The organism is Pseudomonas sp. KK18 (assembly GCF_037094675.1).
In the GTDB taxonomy this organism is placed as follows: Bacteria; Pseudomonadota; Gammaproteobacteria; order Pseudomonadales; family Pseudomonadaceae; genus Aquipseudomonas.
The window spans coordinates 4185445-4203591 of record NZ_CP146605.1 but is presented as its reverse complement, the minus strand read 5'-3'; the positions used below and the strand labels follow the sequence as shown (position 1 = coordinate 4203591).

General features: G+C 60.3%; 17 protein-coding genes. 13 read left to right on the top strand and 4 right to left on the bottom strand.

Annotated features, from left to right (window positions below; translation table 11 throughout):
- Positions 1-38: 38 nt before the first annotated feature.
- Genes V6607_RS18955 through nadE form a run of 3 tightly spaced genes read left to right on the top strand, consistent with a single transcriptional unit; the run spans position 39 to position 2740 of the window.
- Positions 39-686: a nicotinamidase gene (locus tag V6607_RS18955; protein ID WP_003208124.1), complete on the top strand. Its 648-nt coding sequence runs from the start codon at positions 39-41 to the stop codon at positions 684-686.
- 10 nt (positions 687-696) lie between these two features.
- Complete coding sequence (pncB, locus tag V6607_RS18950) at positions 697-1923, top strand: nicotinate phosphoribosyltransferase (RefSeq protein ID WP_134326839.1); 1227 nt, start codon at positions 697-699, stop codon at positions 1921-1923.
- A gap of 1 nt (position 1924) precedes the next feature.
- Positions 1925-2740: an ammonia-dependent NAD(+) synthetase gene (nadE, locus tag V6607_RS18945; protein WP_134326838.1), complete on the top strand. Its 816-nt coding sequence runs from the start codon at positions 1925-1927 to the stop codon at positions 2738-2740.
- Here the strand turns inward: nadE and V6607_RS18940 are convergent.
- On the bottom strand, positions 2737-3099 hold the full coding sequence (locus tag V6607_RS18940; RefSeq protein ID WP_102369305.1) for an NUDIX domain-containing protein: 363 nt from the start codon (positions 3097-3099) through the stop codon (positions 2737-2739). The genes nadE and V6607_RS18940 overlap by 4 nt on opposite strands.
- Before the next feature lie 141 nt (positions 3100-3240).
- Between V6607_RS18940 and V6607_RS18935 the strand changes: the two genes are divergently transcribed.
- Both V6607_RS18935 and V6607_RS18930 read left to right on the top strand, forming a co-directional pair.
- Entirely contained in the window at positions 3241-4221 is a 981-nt protein-coding gene (locus V6607_RS18935) for a Gfo/Idh/MocA family oxidoreductase (protein ID WP_134326837.1), read from the top strand.
- A 42-nt stretch (positions 4222-4263) separates the two neighbouring features.
- Complete coding sequence (locus V6607_RS18930) at positions 4264-4896, top strand: ribonuclease T2 (protein WP_032899612.1); 633 nt, start codon at positions 4264-4266, stop codon at positions 4894-4896.
- A gap of 6 nt (positions 4897-4902) precedes the next feature.
- On the opposite strand, the gene V6607_RS18925 is transcribed toward V6607_RS18930, so the two are convergent.
- From V6607_RS18925 to V6607_RS18915, 3 genes are read right to left on the bottom strand one after another with little or no spacing between them, the layout of a single operon-like run.
- On the bottom strand, positions 4903-5745 hold the full coding sequence (locus V6607_RS18925; RefSeq protein WP_003214649.1) for a metal-dependent hydrolase: 843 nt from the start codon (positions 5743-5745) through the stop codon (positions 4903-4905).
- Between the two features lie 15 nt (positions 5746-5760).
- Positions 5761-6660 carry an SDR family NAD(P)-dependent oxidoreductase gene (locus V6607_RS18920; protein ID WP_003214652.1) on the bottom strand — a complete coding sequence of 300 codons (900 nt, stop codon included), beginning with the start codon at positions 6658-6660 and terminating at the stop codon, positions 5761-5763.
- A complete protein-coding gene (locus V6607_RS18915) occupies positions 6657-8192 on the bottom strand; it encodes an NAD(P)/FAD-dependent oxidoreductase (RefSeq protein WP_134326836.1) in 1536 nt (511 codons plus the stop codon). Before V6607_RS18915 ends, V6607_RS18920 begins: the two co-directional genes overlap by 4 nt.
- Before the next feature lie 303 nt (positions 8193-8495).
- Between V6607_RS18915 and V6607_RS18910 the strand changes: the two genes are divergently transcribed.
- The 8 genes from V6607_RS18910 to V6607_RS18875 all read left to right on the top strand — a co-directional run bounded on the left by V6607_RS18910 (position 8496) and on the right by V6607_RS18875 (position 17993).
- Entirely contained in the window at positions 8496-9494 is a 999-nt protein-coding gene (locus tag V6607_RS18910; protein WP_134326835.1) for an alpha/beta hydrolase, read from the top strand.
- Between the two features lie 318 nt (positions 9495-9812).
- On the top strand, positions 9813-11093 hold the full coding sequence (locus tag V6607_RS18905; protein ID WP_102369301.1) for an alkane 1-monooxygenase: 1281 nt from the start codon (positions 9813-9815) through the stop codon (positions 11091-11093).
- 146 nt (positions 11094-11239) lie between these two features.
- Positions 11240-11734 (top strand): alkane oxidation protein activator PraA, encoded by a 495-nt coding sequence (praA, locus tag V6607_RS18900; RefSeq protein WP_008437144.1) that lies wholly within the window; start codon positions 11240-11242, stop codon positions 11732-11734.
- Positions 11735-11865: 131 nt separating this feature from the next.
- Positions 11866-12381, top strand: coding sequence for an alkane oxidation protein activator PraB (gene praB, locus V6607_RS18895; RefSeq protein ID WP_008437145.1), 516 nt, complete (start codon positions 11866-11868; stop codon positions 12379-12381).
- Positions 12382-12529: 148 nt separating this feature from the next.
- Positions 12530-13045, top strand: coding sequence for an alkane oxidation protein activator PraB (gene praB / locus V6607_RS18890; RefSeq protein ID WP_134326834.1), 516 nt, complete (start codon positions 12530-12532; stop codon positions 13043-13045).
- A gap of 103 nt (positions 13046-13148) precedes the next feature.
- Positions 13149-13643 (top strand): protein activator, encoded by a 495-nt coding sequence (locus tag V6607_RS18885; RefSeq protein ID WP_134326833.1) that lies wholly within the window; start codon positions 13149-13151, stop codon positions 13641-13643.
- 107 nt (positions 13644-13750) lie between these two features.
- Positions 13751-15193, top strand: coding sequence for an outer membrane protein transport protein (locus V6607_RS18880; RefSeq protein WP_008437147.1), 1443 nt, complete (start codon positions 13751-13753; stop codon positions 15191-15193).
- Between the two features lie 262 nt (positions 15194-15455).
- Entirely contained in the window at positions 15456-17993 is a 2538-nt protein-coding gene (locus V6607_RS18875) for an acyl-CoA dehydrogenase (RefSeq protein WP_134326832.1), read from the top strand.
- Positions 17994-18147: the final 154 nt, after the last annotated feature.

The following is an 18147-nucleotide window of genomic DNA, read 5'->3' as shown; positions in this document are numbered from 1 at the left end:
CGTGTACTTTTATATCCAGGCCACAGGAGAACACGACCATGACCGTCTCTAAGAACGCTATCGCCTCATTCGACGTTGACGCCCAGAAGAGCTTCACACCGCTGTGCCCCAACGAATTGCCGGTCGCTGGTGGTGACCAGATCGGCGCCGAGCTCAATTACATGGCCAGCCTCGCCGCGCGCCGTGTCGGCAGCAAGGACGCCCATACCCCGCACGCGCCCTGGGTGGTGCAACAGCACAGCGAGATGCTGCAACCCACCGGGCTGGTACATGCCGATGTCACCTGGGTCGCCCACTGTGTGCCCGGCACCGAAGGTTTCACCCTGTTGGACGAATTGCCCACGCCCTATGACTACGACTACTTCATCTGGAAGGGCGTCGAACCCGACCTGCATCCCTACGGCGCCTGCTACCACGACCTCCACGACAAACTCTCCACCGGCGTTATCGAATACCTCAATGCCCAGGGCATCCAGCGTGTGATTGTCGGCGGCCTGGCCCTGGACTACTGCGTCAAGACCACCGCCTTGCAACTGCTCAAGGCCGGTTTCGAGGTGATCCTGCACCTGCCGGCATGCCGTGGCATCAGCGAGGAGGGCGGTGTGCAGGCGGTCAGCCATTTGCAACAAGCAGGCGTTGTAATTACCCGCAATCGGGAAGAACTGGCCGCGATGGCCGCGCGTTAAGGAGTACCTCATGGAAAGTGCATACGACTACGAAAACGCTGTGATCCAGGGCCTGCTGGACACCGACTACTACACCTTCACCATGATGCAGGCCGTGTTGCACCAGCACCCGAATGTCGATGTGGAATACCAGTTCATCGTCCGCTCCAGAGAGAAACTGGGGCACCTGATTCCCGAGCTGCGGGTGGAGCTGGAAAAACTCGCCGGCCTCAGCATGCGCGAAGGCGAGCTGCGCTTTCTGTTCAACCAGCGCCGTGAGTACTTGACCCCGGATTTCGAGCGCTTCCTGGGGCTGTTCCGCTTCAACCTGCGCTATATCCACGTCAGTGAAATCGACGGCCAACTGAACGTCCGCGTGGTCGGCCCGATGCTGCACTGCATCATGTTCGAACAGCCGGTATTGGCCCTGGTCAGCGAGCTGCGCAACCGCGACAAATACCCCGACGTCAGCCTCGAAGACGTCACCCGCAAGCTCTACCAGAAATTCGACTGGCTGGAGAAAAACCTCACCCGCGACGAACTGGCCGACCTGCGTGTCTCGGACTTCTCCACCCGCCGGCGGTTGTCGTTCAAGGCCCAGCGTGAAGTGGTCGACATCATGCGCCGCGACTTTCCCGGCCAGTTCATCGGCACCAGCAATGCGCACCTGGCCTACGAATTCGACCTGCCGCTGATCGGCACCATGGCCCACCAGTGGCTGATGGTGCACCAGCAACTGGGGCGGCTGCGGGAAAGCCAGAATGCGGCGCTGGAAAACTGGGTGCGCGAATACCGTGGGCGCTTGGGTATCGCCCTGACCGACTGCATCAGCACCGACTTTTTCCTCAAGGATTTCGACCTGTACTTTGCCAAGCTGTACGACGGTTTGCGCCAGGACTCCGGTGACCCGATCGTCTGGGCCGACAAGGTGTTGGCTCGCTACAAGGAGCTGGGCATCGACCCGATGACCAAGGACCTGATGTTCTCCGATGGCCTGAATTTCGAGAAATGCCTGCCGATCCTGCGGCACGTGCGGGGCAAGGCCAAGTTCGGCTTTGGCATGGGCACCAGCCTGGCCTGTGATGTCGACGGAGTAGAGCCGCTGAGCATCGTGATGAAACTGGTGCGGGTGCACGGCGAGCCGGTGGTGAAATTCTCCGATGACCCGATCAAGAACGTCTGCGAAGACGCCTCGTTCCTGCAGTATGCGGCGCAGGTGTTCAACGTCGGCAACGTCAATCCGCAACTGGGGGGGTGACATGGACACTCAGGCACGTATCGCACAAGAACTGAAGATCAACCGGCTGCTCGGCAAGGGGGGCGAGGGCGCTGAGCTGCAACGGCGCATCGACTTCATCAAGGGCACCTTGCGCCAGTCCGGCTGCCATGCGCTGGTGCTGGGCATCAGTGGCGGTGTCGACTCACTGACCGCCGGGCGCCTGTGCCAACTGGCAGTGGAACAACTGCGCAACGAAGACTACGAGGCGCGGTTTATTGCCATGCGCCTGCCCTATAAAACCCAGGCGGACGAGCGCGACGCCCAGGCTTCCCTGGACTTTATCGCACCGGACCGGATCGAGACGCTGAACATCGCCGCCTGCGTCGACGGGCTGATGGGCAGCCTGTCTGCCGCGCAAGCCAGCGCCGAACGCATCGACTTTATCAAGGGCAACGTCAAGGCCCGGGCGCGGATGATGGCGCAGTACGCCGTGGCGAACCTGCACAACGGCCTGGTGGTGGGCACCGACCATGGCGCGGAGGCGCTGATGGGATTTTTTACCAAGTTCGGTGACGGCGCCTGCGATCTGGCGCCGCTCTCAGGGCTGACCAAGACCCAGGTGCGCCTGCTGGCCAGCGCCCTTGGCGGGCCACGGCAGTTGGTGGCCAAGGCACCGACCGCCGACCTGGAAGAACTGGCCCCTGGGAAGCTGGATGAGCTGGCTTATGGTTGTAGCTATGACGAGATCGACCGCTATCTGATGGGCGAGGCGGTGAGTGAGCGGGTGAGGACGATTGTCGAGAGCGCTTACCTCAAGACGGCTCACAAGCGTGCGCTGCCGTTCGTTCCCGACTAGAGACGGCGCAGGAAGGATTTGACGATTTTCTGGGTGGCCTGGGTGGTGTCCAGGTCATCCAGGCGACTGTAGGGATGCCACTGGCATTCCTTGATTTCACTCAGGGGCCGGGCATCTTCGATATTCACCACCGACGCCTCGAACACATGGTGCAGGGTGTCGCTGGCCTTCAGCTCCTGCAATAACAGCAAACCGTCCACGTTCAGCCCGGTTTCCTCTTCCAGCTCCCGCGCGGCCGCGCCCACTGGCCGCTCATCGCGCTCGACCTTGCCGCCGGGCAATGCCCATTTCGAGCGGGCTTTACGCACGAACAGGATGTGCCCGTCGTGCTCGCAAATCACCGTGGCCCTTATTTTCATCGTCTGTGCCCCCGCAGCTGGATGATTGTCATAAAAGTGTAATGCAATTGTCATGCTCAGTCTTTATCCGGCAGGGTGGAGAGGGGGCCGGAAAACACCGATACTGCCCCATCGAAAAAAACTCACCTGAAGGAGATGCAGATGAACACCGTACGCTGGGGCATGATCGGCTGTGGCGATGTCACTGAACTCAAGAGTGGACCCGCCTTCTACAAAGCGCCAGGTTCTGCGCTGGTGGCCGTGATGGGGCGGCGCGAGGAGGCCGTGCGCGATTATGCGGCACGCCACGGCATTGCCCGTTTCTACACTGACGCCCAGGCGCTGATCGACGACCCGGAAGTAGACGCGGTCTACATCGCCACACCGCCCGACAGCCACCTCGAATACAGCCTGATGGTGGCCGCTGCCGGCAAGCATTGCTGCGTCGAGAAGCCCATGTCCCTGAATGCCGAGCAAAGCGCGCTGATGCAGCGCACCTTCGAACAGGCCGGGCTGCACCTGTTTGTCTCCTATTACCGGCGTTCCCTGCCACGCTTCCAGCAGGTGCGGGACTGGCTGCAGGACGGGCGCATCGGCGAATTGCGTCATCTGACCTGGACCCTGTGCAAGCCGCCTTCGGAAGACGATGCCAGCAGTGCCAACTGGCGCACCGACCCGGCGATTGCCGGCGGCGGGTATTTTGCCGACCTGGCCAGCCACGGTTTTGACCTGTTCCAGTACCTGGTCGGGGATATCGTCGATGTGGCCGGGTTTACCGCGCGCCAGGCCGGGCGCTACGCCGCCGAAGATGCCGTCACCGCCTGCTGGACCTTCGCCTCGGGCGCGCTGGGCATGGGCTGCTGGAACTTTGTCGCCGACCGGCGCGAAGACCGGGTGGAGATGATCGGCAGCAAGGGCCGCATCACGTTTTCGGTGTTCGATGAGGCGCCGTTGCGGCTTGAGGGCGAGACCAGCGAGGTGCTGGAGGTGCCCAACCATGCACATATCCAGTGGCATCACGTGCTGGGGATGAATGCGCATATTCGCGGCGAGAGCAAACACCCGGCACTGGCGATCGAGGCGTTGAAGACCGACCGGGTCATGGACCGGGTGCTACAACGTAACCCCAACCTGGCGGTCTAGCGGTGCTTTAATTTTGTCTTTTTAAGGAATGAACGGATGAAAATGAAAGCAGCCTGGATTGTGCTTTGCCTGGCGTTGGCCGGGGCCGCGACAGCAGCGCCGCGGGCCCAGGGGCAGGCCGGGGAGTTTGACTTTTATGTGTTGTCGCTGTCCTGGTCGCCGACCTTCTGCCTGACGCACCCGGACGACCAGCAGTGTTCGGGCAAGGGCTACGGGTTTGTCCTGCATGGGCTGTGGCCGCAGTACGCGAAGGGCGGCTGGCCGGCTTCGTGTGAGCCGCAGTCGCGCTTGTCGGATGCAGACTTCGCCCGGGGCAGGACACTGTTCCCGTCGCCCAAACTGCTCAGGCATGAATGGGCCAAGCACGGCACCTGCAGCGGCCTTGAGGCTTCGGCTTACCTGGACAAGACCGATGCAGCGCTCAGCGTGGTCAAGATCCCGCAGCAGCTTGAGCCCTTCAATGTCCGAAGCGGCCTGGGCGCGCGGGACATCGAAGCGCTGTTTCGCGAGAGCAACCCGGCCATGGGCAACCATGGCCTTGCGGTGATCTGCAAGGGTGCCGTGCTGACCGAGGTGCGGGTGTGCCTGACCAAGGACCTGGCGTTTGCCGGCTGCCCGCGCAGCGTCAAGAGCCAGTGCCGGGATGGCGATATTCGGATCCCGACCCAGCGCTAAGCGGACTCAGGCGGGCCCATAACCTTTATGGGCCTGCTCGATCTCCTCCACCAGGCGGTCAATGCCCGCCAGGCGTGCCCGGTTGTCGTGGTCCCAGGGATGGAACCCGGGCTTGAAGTAATGCAACCAGGGCAGCGCCATGCGCGGGAACACGCCCTTGGGTCCGTACAGAAACTTGAGCATCCGCCAGAAGCCCTTCAAATGCCCGCCCGAACGCCGGTCGGCAAACAACAGGCGCAGGTGAAAGTCCAGGATCGTCAGCCAGAACAGCCCCGTGGTGATGAGCATGGTGGAAGTGCGTAGCAGATAACGCTTGGGCCCGGGCTTGATCACGCTGTTCCACACATCAAACGCCACCGCCTTGTGCTCGGTTTCTTCCAGGGCATGCCAGTACCACATCTGCTGGTAACCCTTGACCGAATCCCCGAACCGCGACGGGTCGCTGAGGAGGATTTCCGCGAGCATCGCGGTGTAGTGCTCCAGGGCAATGGTCACCGCCAGGTTGAAGGAGGCGGGCAGGTATTTCTTTTGCGCGTCGAGGATCATCTTCAGCCGACGGTCGAGGGTATTCGCCGGCAGCCCTGCGGCTTGCAGCAGATCGTTGTAGGCCACGTGCTCGCGGCTGTGCATGGCTTCCTGGCCGATGAAGCCCTGGATTTCTTTCTTCAGCTCCGGGTCTTCGATGCGCTGGCGGTAGTGACGCACGCTGTCCATGAAGAACAGTTCGCCCTGGGGAAACAGCAACGACAGTGCGTTGAAAAAGTGGGTAATGAACGGGCCTTGTTCATGCCAGTCCTTGATGCGTTCGGCCGGCAGGGCAAAACGGAGGTCGCGGCGAATCGGCAGCATGGTCGGTACTCCAGTTCAGAGACGGTGCTCTTCGTTGGTTTCAAGGACGGGCGAGGGCGCATTGCGTTGCTTGGGCGCCATGCGTTTGCTGGCGAGCACCACCAGCGCTTGATAGGCGGCAGGCAGGCAGCGCGCGAGCAGGTCCAGAAAATAGGCGTCGCGGCCAATCAGCACGCGGCGTTTGTTTTTGCGTACGCCTTGCAGGATCACTTTGGCGGCCTGGTCGGCGTCGGTGATGAACAGCTTTTCGAAGTCGGCCCGGGCCTGCTGTTCGCTGTGAATCAGGAAGCCGGTCATGTTGGCGTCGATCCGGCTGCTGCGGCAGATGTCGGTGCGGATCCCGCCAGGGTGCACGCAGGTGGCCGAGACCCCGCTTTTCTGCAGGTCGAGTTCCTGGCGCAAGGACTCGGTAAAACCACGCACGGCGAACTTGGTGGCGTTGTAGCCGCTCATGCCCGGCTGGGCGAACAGGCCGAACACGCTGGAAGTGTTGACCACATGCCCATCGCCGCTGGCCTTGAGGTACGGCAAAAAGGCCTTGGTGCCGTACACCACGCCCCAGAAGTTGATCCCGACGATCCATTCCAGGTCGGTGTAGTCCACGCCTTCGACGGTGCTCGACAGCGCGACGCCGGCGTTGTTGAAGATCAGGTTGATCTGGCCATGTTCGGCGGCGCATCGGGCGGCCCAGTCTTCCACGGCCTGGCGCTCGGAAACGTCCAGCACCTGCGAGGTGACCAGCACCGGTGCAAGCACCTGGGCCTTGATCAGTGCGACGGTCTGCTCCAGGCCCTGGCTGTTTTTATCCGCCAGCGCCAGGTGGCAGCCTTCACGCGCCAACGCCAGGGCCAAGGCGCGGCCCATGCCGGAAGCGGCGCCGGTAATGGCCGCCACGCGGCCGTTGAATGACTTCATGACAGGCTCCCTTCTGCGGTGGTGTGGGGCGTTGCGGCCGGGCGCGCGGTGGACGGTATCGGCACCAGGCTGGCGACGTAGTCCTTGAGGGCGAAATGCCGGGTGACCTGCTTGAAACGCCAGGTGGAGCCGGGCCACAGCGTGGTGTTCTTGCCGGTGCGTGGGTCCAGGTACCAGCTCTTGCAGCCGCCGGTGGACCAGATGGTGCCGTTGAGTTTTTCCTGCAGCCTGGCGTTGTAGGCCAGTTCCACCGCCGGCTTGACGTCCACCGTAGCGATGCGATGACGCTGCATTTGCTGCAGGGCATCGAGGATGTAGGTGACCTGGGCCTCTATCATCAGAATCATCGAGTTATGCCCCAGCCCGGTGTTGGGGCCGACGATCAGGAACAGGTTCGGATAACCCGGCACCGTGGTGCCCAGGTAGGCGTGGGCGCCGTCTTGCCAGGTGTCCATCAGGTCGATGCCGTGGCGCCCGATGATGCAGTTGCGGGGCAGCGGATCGGTGGCCTGGAAGCCGGTGCCGAAGATGAGGCAGTCAGCCGGGTGCTTGATGCCGTCGGCGGTGATCACCCCGTCGGCCTCGATGCGCAGCACGTTGTCGGTTACCACCTGCACATTGCTGCGGGACAGGGCCGGGTAGTAGTCGTTGGAAATCAGCACGCGCTTGCAGCCGATGGTGTAGTCCGGCGTCAGGGTCTTGCGCAGGGAAGGGCGGGCCACTTGTTTGTGCAGGTGGCGCATGGCGATTTTCTGCACCATTTTCATCAGGCGCGGGTGCAGGGCAAAGCCCACCACGCGACCTTCCAGTGCCCAATAGAACGCGCCGCGTACCAGGCGCTGGGTGAACGGCAGGTGCTTGAAGGCCCAGCGCTCGAAGCGTGAAATCGGCCGGTCGGGCTTGGGCATGATCCACGGCGGGGTGCGCTGGAACAGGTCCAGGTGGGCCACCTGCGGCGCAATCTGCGGCACGAACTGAATGGCACTGGCGCCGGTGCCGATCACCGCCACGCGCTTGCCCTTCAATGAATACTCGTGGTCCCACTGCTGGGAGTGGAAGCGCTTGCCCTTGAAGCTGTCCAGGCCCGGAATATCCGGCAGTGCCGGGCGCGACAGGCCGCCCATTCCCGACACCAGCACCCGCGCACTGACCTGGCGGCCATTGCTGAAGCTCAGGCTCCAGCGCTGTTGCGCCTCATCAAATACCGCCTTCTCCAGGCCCATGCCAAAGCGCAGGAACGGCGCCAGTTCGAAGCGCTGGGCGCACTGCTCCAGGTAGGCGCGAATCTCCGCCTGTGGCGCAAATTGCCGGGTCCAGTCCGGGTTGGGCGCAAAGGAAAACGAATAGACATGGGATTGCACGTCGCAGGCGCAACCGGGGTAGTGGTTGTCCCGCCAGGTGCCGCCGAGAGCATCGGCCTGTTCGGCAATAAAGAAGTCGTGGAACCCGGCTTCCTTGAGTTTGATCGCCATGCACAGCCCGGCAAATCCGGAACCGATGATGGCGATGTCGATGGTGTCATGGGCATTCATAGGCTGTCCCTCGTGGGCCGGTGGCGCCTTACGGGTGTCGACATCGGATGTGCTCCTTGTTTTTGTTTTGGCTTTTTAGATAGAACACCATTGCAAAGGAAAATTGAATTATTTATTTTAAAAAAGATTTTAAATAATCTACCTGAAAATATCGTCTAGGCTACGACCCAGTTCCTCATGTGCGACTTATCCGACGGACGAGAGCTTGTACGCACACAGTTAAGGTCCAGGGTGGACGATGGCTGAGGCCTTGACCAATACCGGTCGGGCCGCCAGCAACGCAGGGATGCAGAGGACCGAGCTATGGCTGTCGAGTGGGTTGTCGCTGCGGGTGTGTGTGTAGGGTTAAGCGTAGTGTTGTGGGCCTTCAGTGCCCGGATGACACGGCGTATAGAGGCGGCTGTTCCGATCAACGGGCGCTTTCTGGAGATCAACGGCGAGCGCTTTCATTATGTAGACGAGGGCAAGGGCCCACCGCTGGTGATGATCCACGGGCTGATGGGCAGCAGTCGCAACTTGACGTACGCCTTGTCTGCCCAATTGCGTGAGCACTTTCGAGTGATCACCGTGGATCGTCCGGGGTCGGGTTATTCCACCCGGCATGCCGGCACGGCCGCGGACCTGCCTGGCCAGGCCCGGCAAGTCGCCAGCTTTATCCAGACGCTGGACCTGGATAAGCCGCTGGTGCTGGGGCATTCCCTCGGCGGGGCGATTGCCCTGGCCCTGGCCCTGGACCATCCCCACGCGGTGTCCGGATTGATCCTGGTGGCGCCCCTGACCCATCCCCAGCGCCTGCTGCCGCTGGTGTTTATGTCGTTGGCGATACGCCCGGGATGGCTGCGACGCTTTATGTCGCACACCCTGACCATGCCGATCGGATTGCTGACCAAAGGCTCGGTGGTCAAGGGCGTGTTTGCCCCCGACCCGGCCCCGGAAGACTTCGCCACCCGTGGCGGCGGCTTGTTGGGCATGCGGCCCGAGAACTTCTATGCCGCCTCCACCGAGATCAACCTGGTCAACTATTTCCTGCCGGACATGGTCAAGCGCTACCCGCAGCTGACGTTGCCGATCGGGCTGATTTATGGCGCGCAGGACAAGGTGCTGGATTTCCGCAAACACGGGCAGGCCCTGGCCAGCCTGGTGCCGGGCCTGAAGCTGCAGCTGGTGGAAGGGCGCGGGCATATGTTGCCGATCACGGCCACCGAGCGTGTCGCGGCGGTGGTCGAGCAGGTAGCCAAGCGCGTCCGGCCGCCGGAAAGCGCCACGGTGTTGCACCCGCCGTTTGCGTTGGCGAGTAAATAATTGTGCGACTGAGCTCGCGGTTCGAACTCGTCAATGCTTGCTCTAGACGCCTGACCAAACGGCTGAAAAAGAGACTGCCCGGTCACGTTCAAAAGGGTTCAAGAAACTAGTTGACGACCTAACGATTCCGCGCTATTTATTTAAAAAAATTATTTCAATGTCTAATTTGAAACAATTTTTGAAATGCCTAAGAGCGAATAAAATAATGAAAAAAACGCCTTTTATCGCATGGTTGAATTCTCGGGGCAGTCACCGCTCCGTGTACCTGTCCAGTGTTGATTTTTGCTCCCTGCCTACCTGCGTCGTGCGGAGGCTGCCATGAATCAGACCCTGGCTGCCCCGAACGTCTGGACCGACGGCAAGCGCCACCTGTGGTGGCTCGGCATCATGCCCCTGGCAACCCCAATTCTCTCTGGCGCCCTGGCCATCACTACCGGCGTGCAACAACTGTGGTGGGTCGGTGTGCTGGTGATCTTCGGCCTGATCCCGCTGATCGACGGCCTGCTGGGTGAAGACGTCAGCAACCCGCCCGAGTCCGCCGTCAGCAACCTCGAATCCCAAAGCTACTACCGCTGGATCGTCTACACCGGCGTGCTGTTTGTCATCTCATCCCTGGTGGTCACCGGGTGGCTGGCCGCAGGCGGTATCGACTGGATTATCAATGGCGGCCTGTTGCATGCCACCGCCACCCTGGACCCGTCGAGCTGGCTGGCGAAAACCGCCGCGTTCATCACCGCGCGCACCGAGCTGCATGGCCAGGTGAGCTGGTTCACCTACCTGGGCATGGCAATGTCCACTGGCGCTGCCACCGGCATCGCCATCAACACCGCCCATGAGCTGGGGCACAAGCCGCGCCTGCTGGAAGTCGTGCTGGCCAAGATCACCCTGGCGCCGACCTTCTACGGGCACTTCTACACCGAACACAACCGTGGCCACCACGTGCGCGTCGCCACCCCGGAAGACCCGGCCAGTTCGCGGTTGGGGGAGAGCTTCTGGGCCTTCCTGCCGCGCTCGGTATGGTTCAGCGCACGCTCGGCGTGGAACCTGGAACGTGAACGCCTGCGCAAACTCGGCCTGCCGGCCTGGCACTGGAAGAACGCCGTACTCAGCGCCTGGATGTACAGCGTGGTGTTGTGGGGCGCGATGATTGCCTGGCTGGGCGCGGCAGTGATTCCATTCCTGATCATCCAGGGCATCTACGGTTTCTCGCTGCTGGAAGTGGTGAACTATGTCGAGCACTACGGCCTGAAACGCCAGAAGTTGCCCAACGGTCGTTATGAGCGTTGCTCGCCACGGCATTCCTGGAACAGTAATCGGATTGTCACCAATATCTTTCTGTTCCAACTGCAGCGGCACTCCGACCATCACGCCAACCCAACCAGAAGTTATCAGTCACTGCGTCATTTTGATGAATCGCCGCAACTTCCATACGGTTATGCCAGCATGATTGTCTGGGCGTATGTGCCGTACTTGTGGCGACGACGCATGGATCACCGGGTACTTAATCATTACGCCGGGGATATCACCCTGACCAATCTTCAACCTTCACAGCGTTTGAAGTACCTGGAGAAGTACAGCAACACCACCAGACCCTTCTAACGAAAGCAGTCAGTTGTAGGGCGTACTCGGGATCTGTGTATCGCGCAGGTTTTCATCGCCCAGGCTTTACCGGTTTCGAGTACGGCTTAGTTGCAAGACAGTTGTTTGACCCGAACAAAAATAAAATTAAGGGAAGGACGTACACCATGCAAACCCCTGCCAAGTTCACCACGCACATTGTATTGGCTGCCCTGGGCCTGATCGTTTACCACCAGGCCCAGGCCGCCCGTATCGAACCCGCCGGCAGCGCGTTTACTGCCCAGGGCCCCATCAGCTTTTCCAAAGGCGCGCTGATCAGCGCGGATTGCACCATCAAGGTCGCCGGCAAAGTGGCGGCGGATGGCTCGTCGGTGAATGTCGACAAAGTTGAATTCGATGGCGGGCTCAAGTGCAGCCGGGTCGAAGCGATCAACTTGCCGTGGGTATTAGTGGCTAAAGATACCAGGAGCGGCTCGATGTCGAAGATCGCCGTGGATGTGCATGCCTTTGGTTTGGGCGGTAAGTGCGGGCCTTCTACTGCCGATGGAACCTGGGATAACGCCACCGGCAAGCTGGAAGCGTCGAATGTGCCTATCGGCGAAGACTGCAAGATCAAGACGGTGTCGATCAAGATGCCGCCGAGTTTCAAAGTTGTTGAGTAACAGTGGGATGTTGTAGCGGTAATTGAATTGAAATTTGGCTGGAAAGGGAAGTTCTGCAGATTCACCGTGACCTCTCGATCATGGCCATTACCCCTGGCGAAATGACTCGCCATAACATGTGAGGAAAAATAATGAAAAGCTTGAAAACCCTCGTGTCTTTGACTGCTTTGACTGTTTGCATGGGTGCTGCTTCGATGGCCAGTGCGGCGTCTTTCAGCCCTATTGGTGCAAGCATCACCGCTAACGGCAGCATTACGGTCAAATCGCCGTCGTCGTTTCAGCAGCCAGTGACTTGCAACATTCTTTTCCAGGGTGTTGTTAACGCCGATGGTACTGCCAATATCAATAGCGCCACCGTATCGGGTTCCAACAGCCTGTGCGCATTGCCCAAGATGACTAACCTGCCATGGAAACTATCGGCTACCTCCGTTACTGCGGGTACCGTGACCAACGTTGGCTACACCATCGCAGGTGCACCGCCAATCATTCCTGCCACCAACTGCGGCCCGACCACTATTGCCGTGGGCCTGGCGTCAACTGCCAGCCCAGCTTCCAGCACGATCACTGCAACCAACCAGACGCTGACCGGCAGTTGCACCGTGGTGTCGCTGAGCCTCACCGCACCGGGTGCCGTGGTAATTCCTTGATAGGCGTACTCCGTAAAAAGGGTTGATCACCCCGATGGAAGGCAGGCGCCTCGCGAGAGGCGCTTGTTCAGGGATGGACAGCCAACGGATCGGCTGACAACACCGTTCATTGCGCTTGGTGAATACGTCACCAGACAGGTGGAAAAACATGGAAAGCTTGAAAACGTTCGTGGGTGCTACTGCTGTTGCAATGTGCATTTGTGCGGCTTCGATGGCCAACGCGGCGTCTTTCATTCCTGCCGACCAATCATTTACCACCGTTAACGGCACCCTGACGCTGAAGTCGCCGTCTTCGATGAGGACACCTGTAACGTGTAATATCCAGTTTGTTGGGCGGGTATCCCACGATGGTTCCACGGCAAGTCTGACCAGTGTTTATATCGCTGGCAGCAACGCCCTGTGTGCCATGTATCGTGTCAGTAACTTGCCATGGGTATTGAGTCCAACAGCCAGTGCTTTCGGCGCATTATCTAATGTCAGTTTCACTGTGGCGAGCCTTCCGCCAATTATTCCTGGTACTAACTGCGGTCCTGCAACTATTAGCGTTTCTCTCTTCAATAACACCGATGGCTTAAATCTCTATGCAATGAATCAGGTACTTTCCGGTAGCTGTGAAGTTGTGTCGATGCGCTTCGCAATGCCATACCTGATGATAAATCCTTGATAAACGAATTTTGATCGGCTTGCGCCTCAGGCGAGGTGTCTGGCCATGTAACTGATGCCGGCGGAGCCGGTGGATAACAATAAAAAGTCTGGGGACTAAGACAATGCAAAGCCTTACCACACGTATTTCTCTAACTGCGCTGCTGCTTGGCCTGGCATTCACATCCTCAATGACCCACGCGGCATCGTTTGCCCAGGCGGGCGCCGCATTTACTGCCACTGGCTCGATCTCTACCGCAGTAAAACTTTTGGTATGGACACCCGTCCCTTGCACTGTCGCGCTGACCGGAAAGGTCGCTTCCGACGGTTCAAGTGCGACCATCACCGGTGCCACTTTTACGGGCAACGCACTGTGCGGAGTTTCCGGGCCGCTTAATCTGCCGTGGACCCTCGTGCCGACGAATGCCAGCACCGCAACACTTTCAGGTTTCGCCGAGAAGTTCTTCTCCGACACGTGCGCGTCTCCAAGTACGTTGACCACGCAATGGAGTGCTGCTGATAACACCTTTAGCCTCGTTAGCCCTCACACCGTAAGCGACAGCTGCCGAATCACGGCATTCAGTTTCAAGCCTTCGCCAGTCCTCACGATTAGTCCTTGAACTTGATCATCAGATCAAAGGTTGAAATATGCCCCTGAACGGGCAAACGAAGCAGCAAGACGAGCCGGCTCGAGCAGGCTCAGTTTGATAACAATAAGGAGTGCCGCATGAATAATAAAAAACAACAGGTGCAGGCTGTATTGGGGCTCGCATTGCTGGGGGGGCTGATGATTACCGCTCCGGCGCAGGCAGGTGGTTTTGCTACCCCGACCTATGGCGCGCAGGGCTGGGGCCGTGCCTTTGGTGGTGGTTCGCTGTTCAAGGATGACCCTTCAGCTGCGTACAACAACCCGGCTGCCATGGCATTTATTGATCACACTATCGTGCAGCAAACCGTCGATTACGCCCGCGTCAATATCAAGTACAAGGGCAGTGCTTACGACTACAAGGGAGATCCGAGCAGTTCCAGCGTCATTGATCCGTTGACAGGTATACCTACCTCAACCCCGCGCACAGGCAACGGCGGCGAAGCAGGCTTCACCGCTTGGCTGCCTACCGGCTTTGCGGTGATTCCGCTCAATGACCGTTTTGCGCTCGGCTTTAGCGCTGTTGTCCCTCAAGGCATGAAAAGTACCTGGGACCCGGATTGGAAGGGTCGCGACTTCGCCGTCGACACCAAGATCGAAACGGTAGGTGTGACGGGCTCGCTGTCGTTCAAGGTCAACGACCAGTTCTCCATTGGTGGTGGCGCCATCGTGCAGCACAGTAGTGGCTTCGTCAGCCAGAACGTCGACCTGCTGGCAGCGGCGGCCTTGTCGCCAGGATTGGGCGGTGCACCCTTTCCTTCAGGGGTTGGGCATGCCTTGATGCGGGTCAAGGTAGATAACACCTCTGTCGGCTGGTTTGCCGGCGTGGTCTGGAAGCCGACGCTGCAGGATACTGTTGGCCTGAACTACCACGCCAAGATCAAGAACAAGCTGGAGGGTAACTACAATATCTATGCCGATGACGGCTCCAGAAGCCTGATGACCGATATCAACCCTGCTTTCGGCAAAACCCTGGTAGAGCAGGCGTACCCGGGCCTGCATCTGTACCCGGATGGCGCCAACGCCTCAACCCAGCTGGATATTCCGGCCAATGCCGCGATTGATTGGGTGCACGTGTTCAACGACCGCTTCACCCTGGGTGTCAGCGCCATGTGGACGCAATGGTCTTCGTTCAAGGACCTGACCCTGAAGTCCGACGGCAGCACCATCGTGTCGATTCCCTACAAGTACCGTGACGTCTGGATGCTATCGGTGGGCGGTGACTACAAACTCACCGACGACTGGACCGTGCGTGCCGGTGTCGCCAATGACCAGACTCCAACCCGTAACTCCACACGTGACCCACGTATTCCTGACGGTGACCGCTGGTTTGCTTCCCTGGGCCTGAGCTACGCCGTAAGAGCTATTCCGGGGCTGACCCTGGACGGTGCGTACTCCCGGCAGTTTGTGGAAGAGGTCAAGTTGAAGACGCAGAACGTCGATCGTCTCGGCGGCGCACGCCTGGATGGCAAGGTCGACAGCAAAGGGGAGGTGGTCAGCTTATCAGCGACTTACGCGTTCTGATCGCGTGCAGTGAAGTGAATTGACTAGCCGATAAAGGAGGGCAGCAAGCGCATCTTGCTGCTCTTCCGGCATTTCTCACGTGCTCCCTTTGATCCATCAGGCTGACTTGCTCAGCCCTTGATTTTTTCGCCCAAGCATTAAATAAAAATTTCAAAACAAAATTTGAATTTATCTTTTCAAGTTTGTAGTGTGGCTTTACGTCACAGGTCATTCCGATCTGCCCGGGCGTTTGCCGTACCCTGAATTGAGTAGAGGTATCCCCATGGTTATCTGGTTATTGGCGGGACTCGCAGCAGCGATTGCCCTGGCGTATCGACAAGCCGCTGCCACCCTCTGGCTGGGTGCCGGCCTGGTCTGGCTGGCGGCCGGTTACCTGTTCAACGCAGTCGCCGGTTTCGGCGCCGGCGTGGTGGCGGTGCTGGTGGTGTTGCCCGCGCTGCTGCTGACGATCAAACCCCTGCGCCGCACCCTGTTGACCAGCAAGGCCCTGGGCCTTTTTCGCGGCATCATGCCGGCGATGTCCGACACCGAGCGTGCTGCCATCGAGTCCGGCACCGTGTGGTGGGACGCCGAGCTGTTCAGCGGCAAACCGCGCTGGGAACGCCTGTTGCAAGCCGCACCGGCCAGCCTCAGCGCTGAAGAACAGGCTTTCCTCGACAACGAAGTGGAGACCCTGTGCGACATGTCCAACGACTGGGAAACCACCCAGGTCTGGCAAGACATGTCCCCCGAAGGCTGGCAGTACACCAAGGATGCCGGCTTCCTCGGCATGATCATTCCCAAGCAGTACGGCGGCAAAGGCTTCTCCCACTATGCGCATTCGCAAGTGGTGATGAAGCTCTCGACCCGCTGCTCGGCGGCGGCGATTTCAGTGATGGTGCCCAACTCCCTGGGCCCGGCCGAACTGCTGCTGCACTACGGCACCGACGCCCAGCGCAACTACTACCTGCCACGCCTGGCACGGGGCGAAGACATCCCGTGCTTCGCCCTGACCAGCCCGTATGCCGGCTCCGACGCCGGCGCGATTCCAGACCTGGGCATCGTCTGTAAGGGCATGCACGAAGGCGAGGAAGTACTGGGTTTCCGTGTGACCTGGGACAAGCGCTACATCACCCTCGGCCCAATCGCCACCGTGCTCGGCCTGGCCTTCCGCGCCGAAGACCCGGACGGTCTGCTCGGCCAGCCGGGTTCCCTGGGCATCACCTGCGCGTTGATCCCCACCACCCATCCGGGGGTGAACAGCGGCCGGCGTCACTGGCCACTCAACGCGGTATTCCAGAACGGCCCGACCACCGGCAAGGATGTGTTTATCCCGCTGGAATGGGTGATCGGCGGCCGCGAGCAAGTCGGCAACGGCTGGCGCATGCTGATGGAATGCCTGGCGGCTGGCCGGGCGATTTCCCTGCCGTCGGCCAACGTCGGCCTGGGCAAGGTGGCTGTGCGCGGCACCACCGCTTATGCGGCGATGCGCAAGCAATTCGGCCTGCCCATCGGCAAGTTCGAAGGCGTGCAGGCGCCCCTGGCGCGCATGGCCGGGCATCTGTATGCCTGCGACGCGGTGCGCAAGGTCTCGGTAGCGTCACTGGATGCCGGTGAAAAACCCTCGGTGATCTCGGCCATCGCCAAGTATCACGTTACCGAGCGGGCACGCATCATCGTCAACGACGGCATGGACATCGTGGCCGGCAAGGGCATCTGCATGGGGCCCAACAACTTCCTAGCCCGGGCCTACCAGCAAAGCCCCATCGCCATCACGGTGGAAGGCGCGAACATCATGACTCGCTGCCTGATCATCTACGGCCAGGGCCTGATCCGCTGCCATCCGTATGTGTTCCGCGAGATGGAAGCGGCGCGCAATACTGACCGGCGCAAGGCCCTGGTGGATTTCGACAGCGCAATGTTCGGTCACCTGAGCTTCGTGCTGGCCAATACCGTGCGTGCCGCAGTGTATTCGCTGACGGGCGGACGGCTGATTTCCGGGCCGGGCAAGACCGATCCGGCGCTGGCGTCCTACTACCGCCAGGCCAATCGGCTGTCGGTGGTGTTGGCGTTGATCTCGGACATTTCCATGGGCGTGCTGGGCGGTGCCCTCAAGCGCAAGGAAAGCATCACCGGGCGGCTGGGGGACATTCTGTCCCAGCTGTACATCCTGTCCTGCGTGCTCAAGCGTTTTGAGGATGATGGCCGGCCACAGGCAGATTTGCCGCTGGTGCATTGGGCGGCCCAGGACGCGTTGCTGCGCGCCCATGAGGCCCTGGCCGAAGTGCTCGACAACTACCCGTCGAAAGCCGCGGCGGCGGTGGTGCGTGGCTTGACGTTCCCGTTCGGTATTCCACAGCGCAAACCGTCGGATCGCCTGTTGGCGCAAGTGGCGGAGCTGGTGCAGGTGCCGGGGGAAACCCGCGACCGCTTGCTGGGCAATTCCTACATTCCTCGGCCGGAAATCGACAAGCTGGCTTACGGCGAGCTGGCCTTGCGCCTGTTGCCGCAAGTGGAGCTGATCGAGGCGCGGCTCAAGGGGGCGATCAAGCAAGGCCTGATCGAGCCAATGCCGATTTCCAGTGCGGCGTTTACTCCGTGGCGAGTCAAGGCGCGGGCGCTGGACCTGATCAGCGAGGAAGACGACAGCTTGCTCGCGCGCTATGTGGAATATGGCGATCACGCGATCCAGGTGGACGACTTCCCGCAGGACTTCGGTTTGCTGGAAGCCTTGCAACAGCGCCAGCAGGCGCTGGAACAGGCCGCCAAACCGAGCGCAAGACGCCGCGCCAACCAAGGCGAAAACGCGCCGGTCAACTGACTGGAACTGGAGGAACACGACCCCTGTAGGAGCTGGCTTGCCTGCGATAGCGTTGGTTCAGTGCCAGATGTGTTGGCTGACACACCGCAATCGCAGGCAAGCCAGCTCCTACAAGGATCGGGTTTCCATGGCAACACCGTGTTTGTGAGTGAAT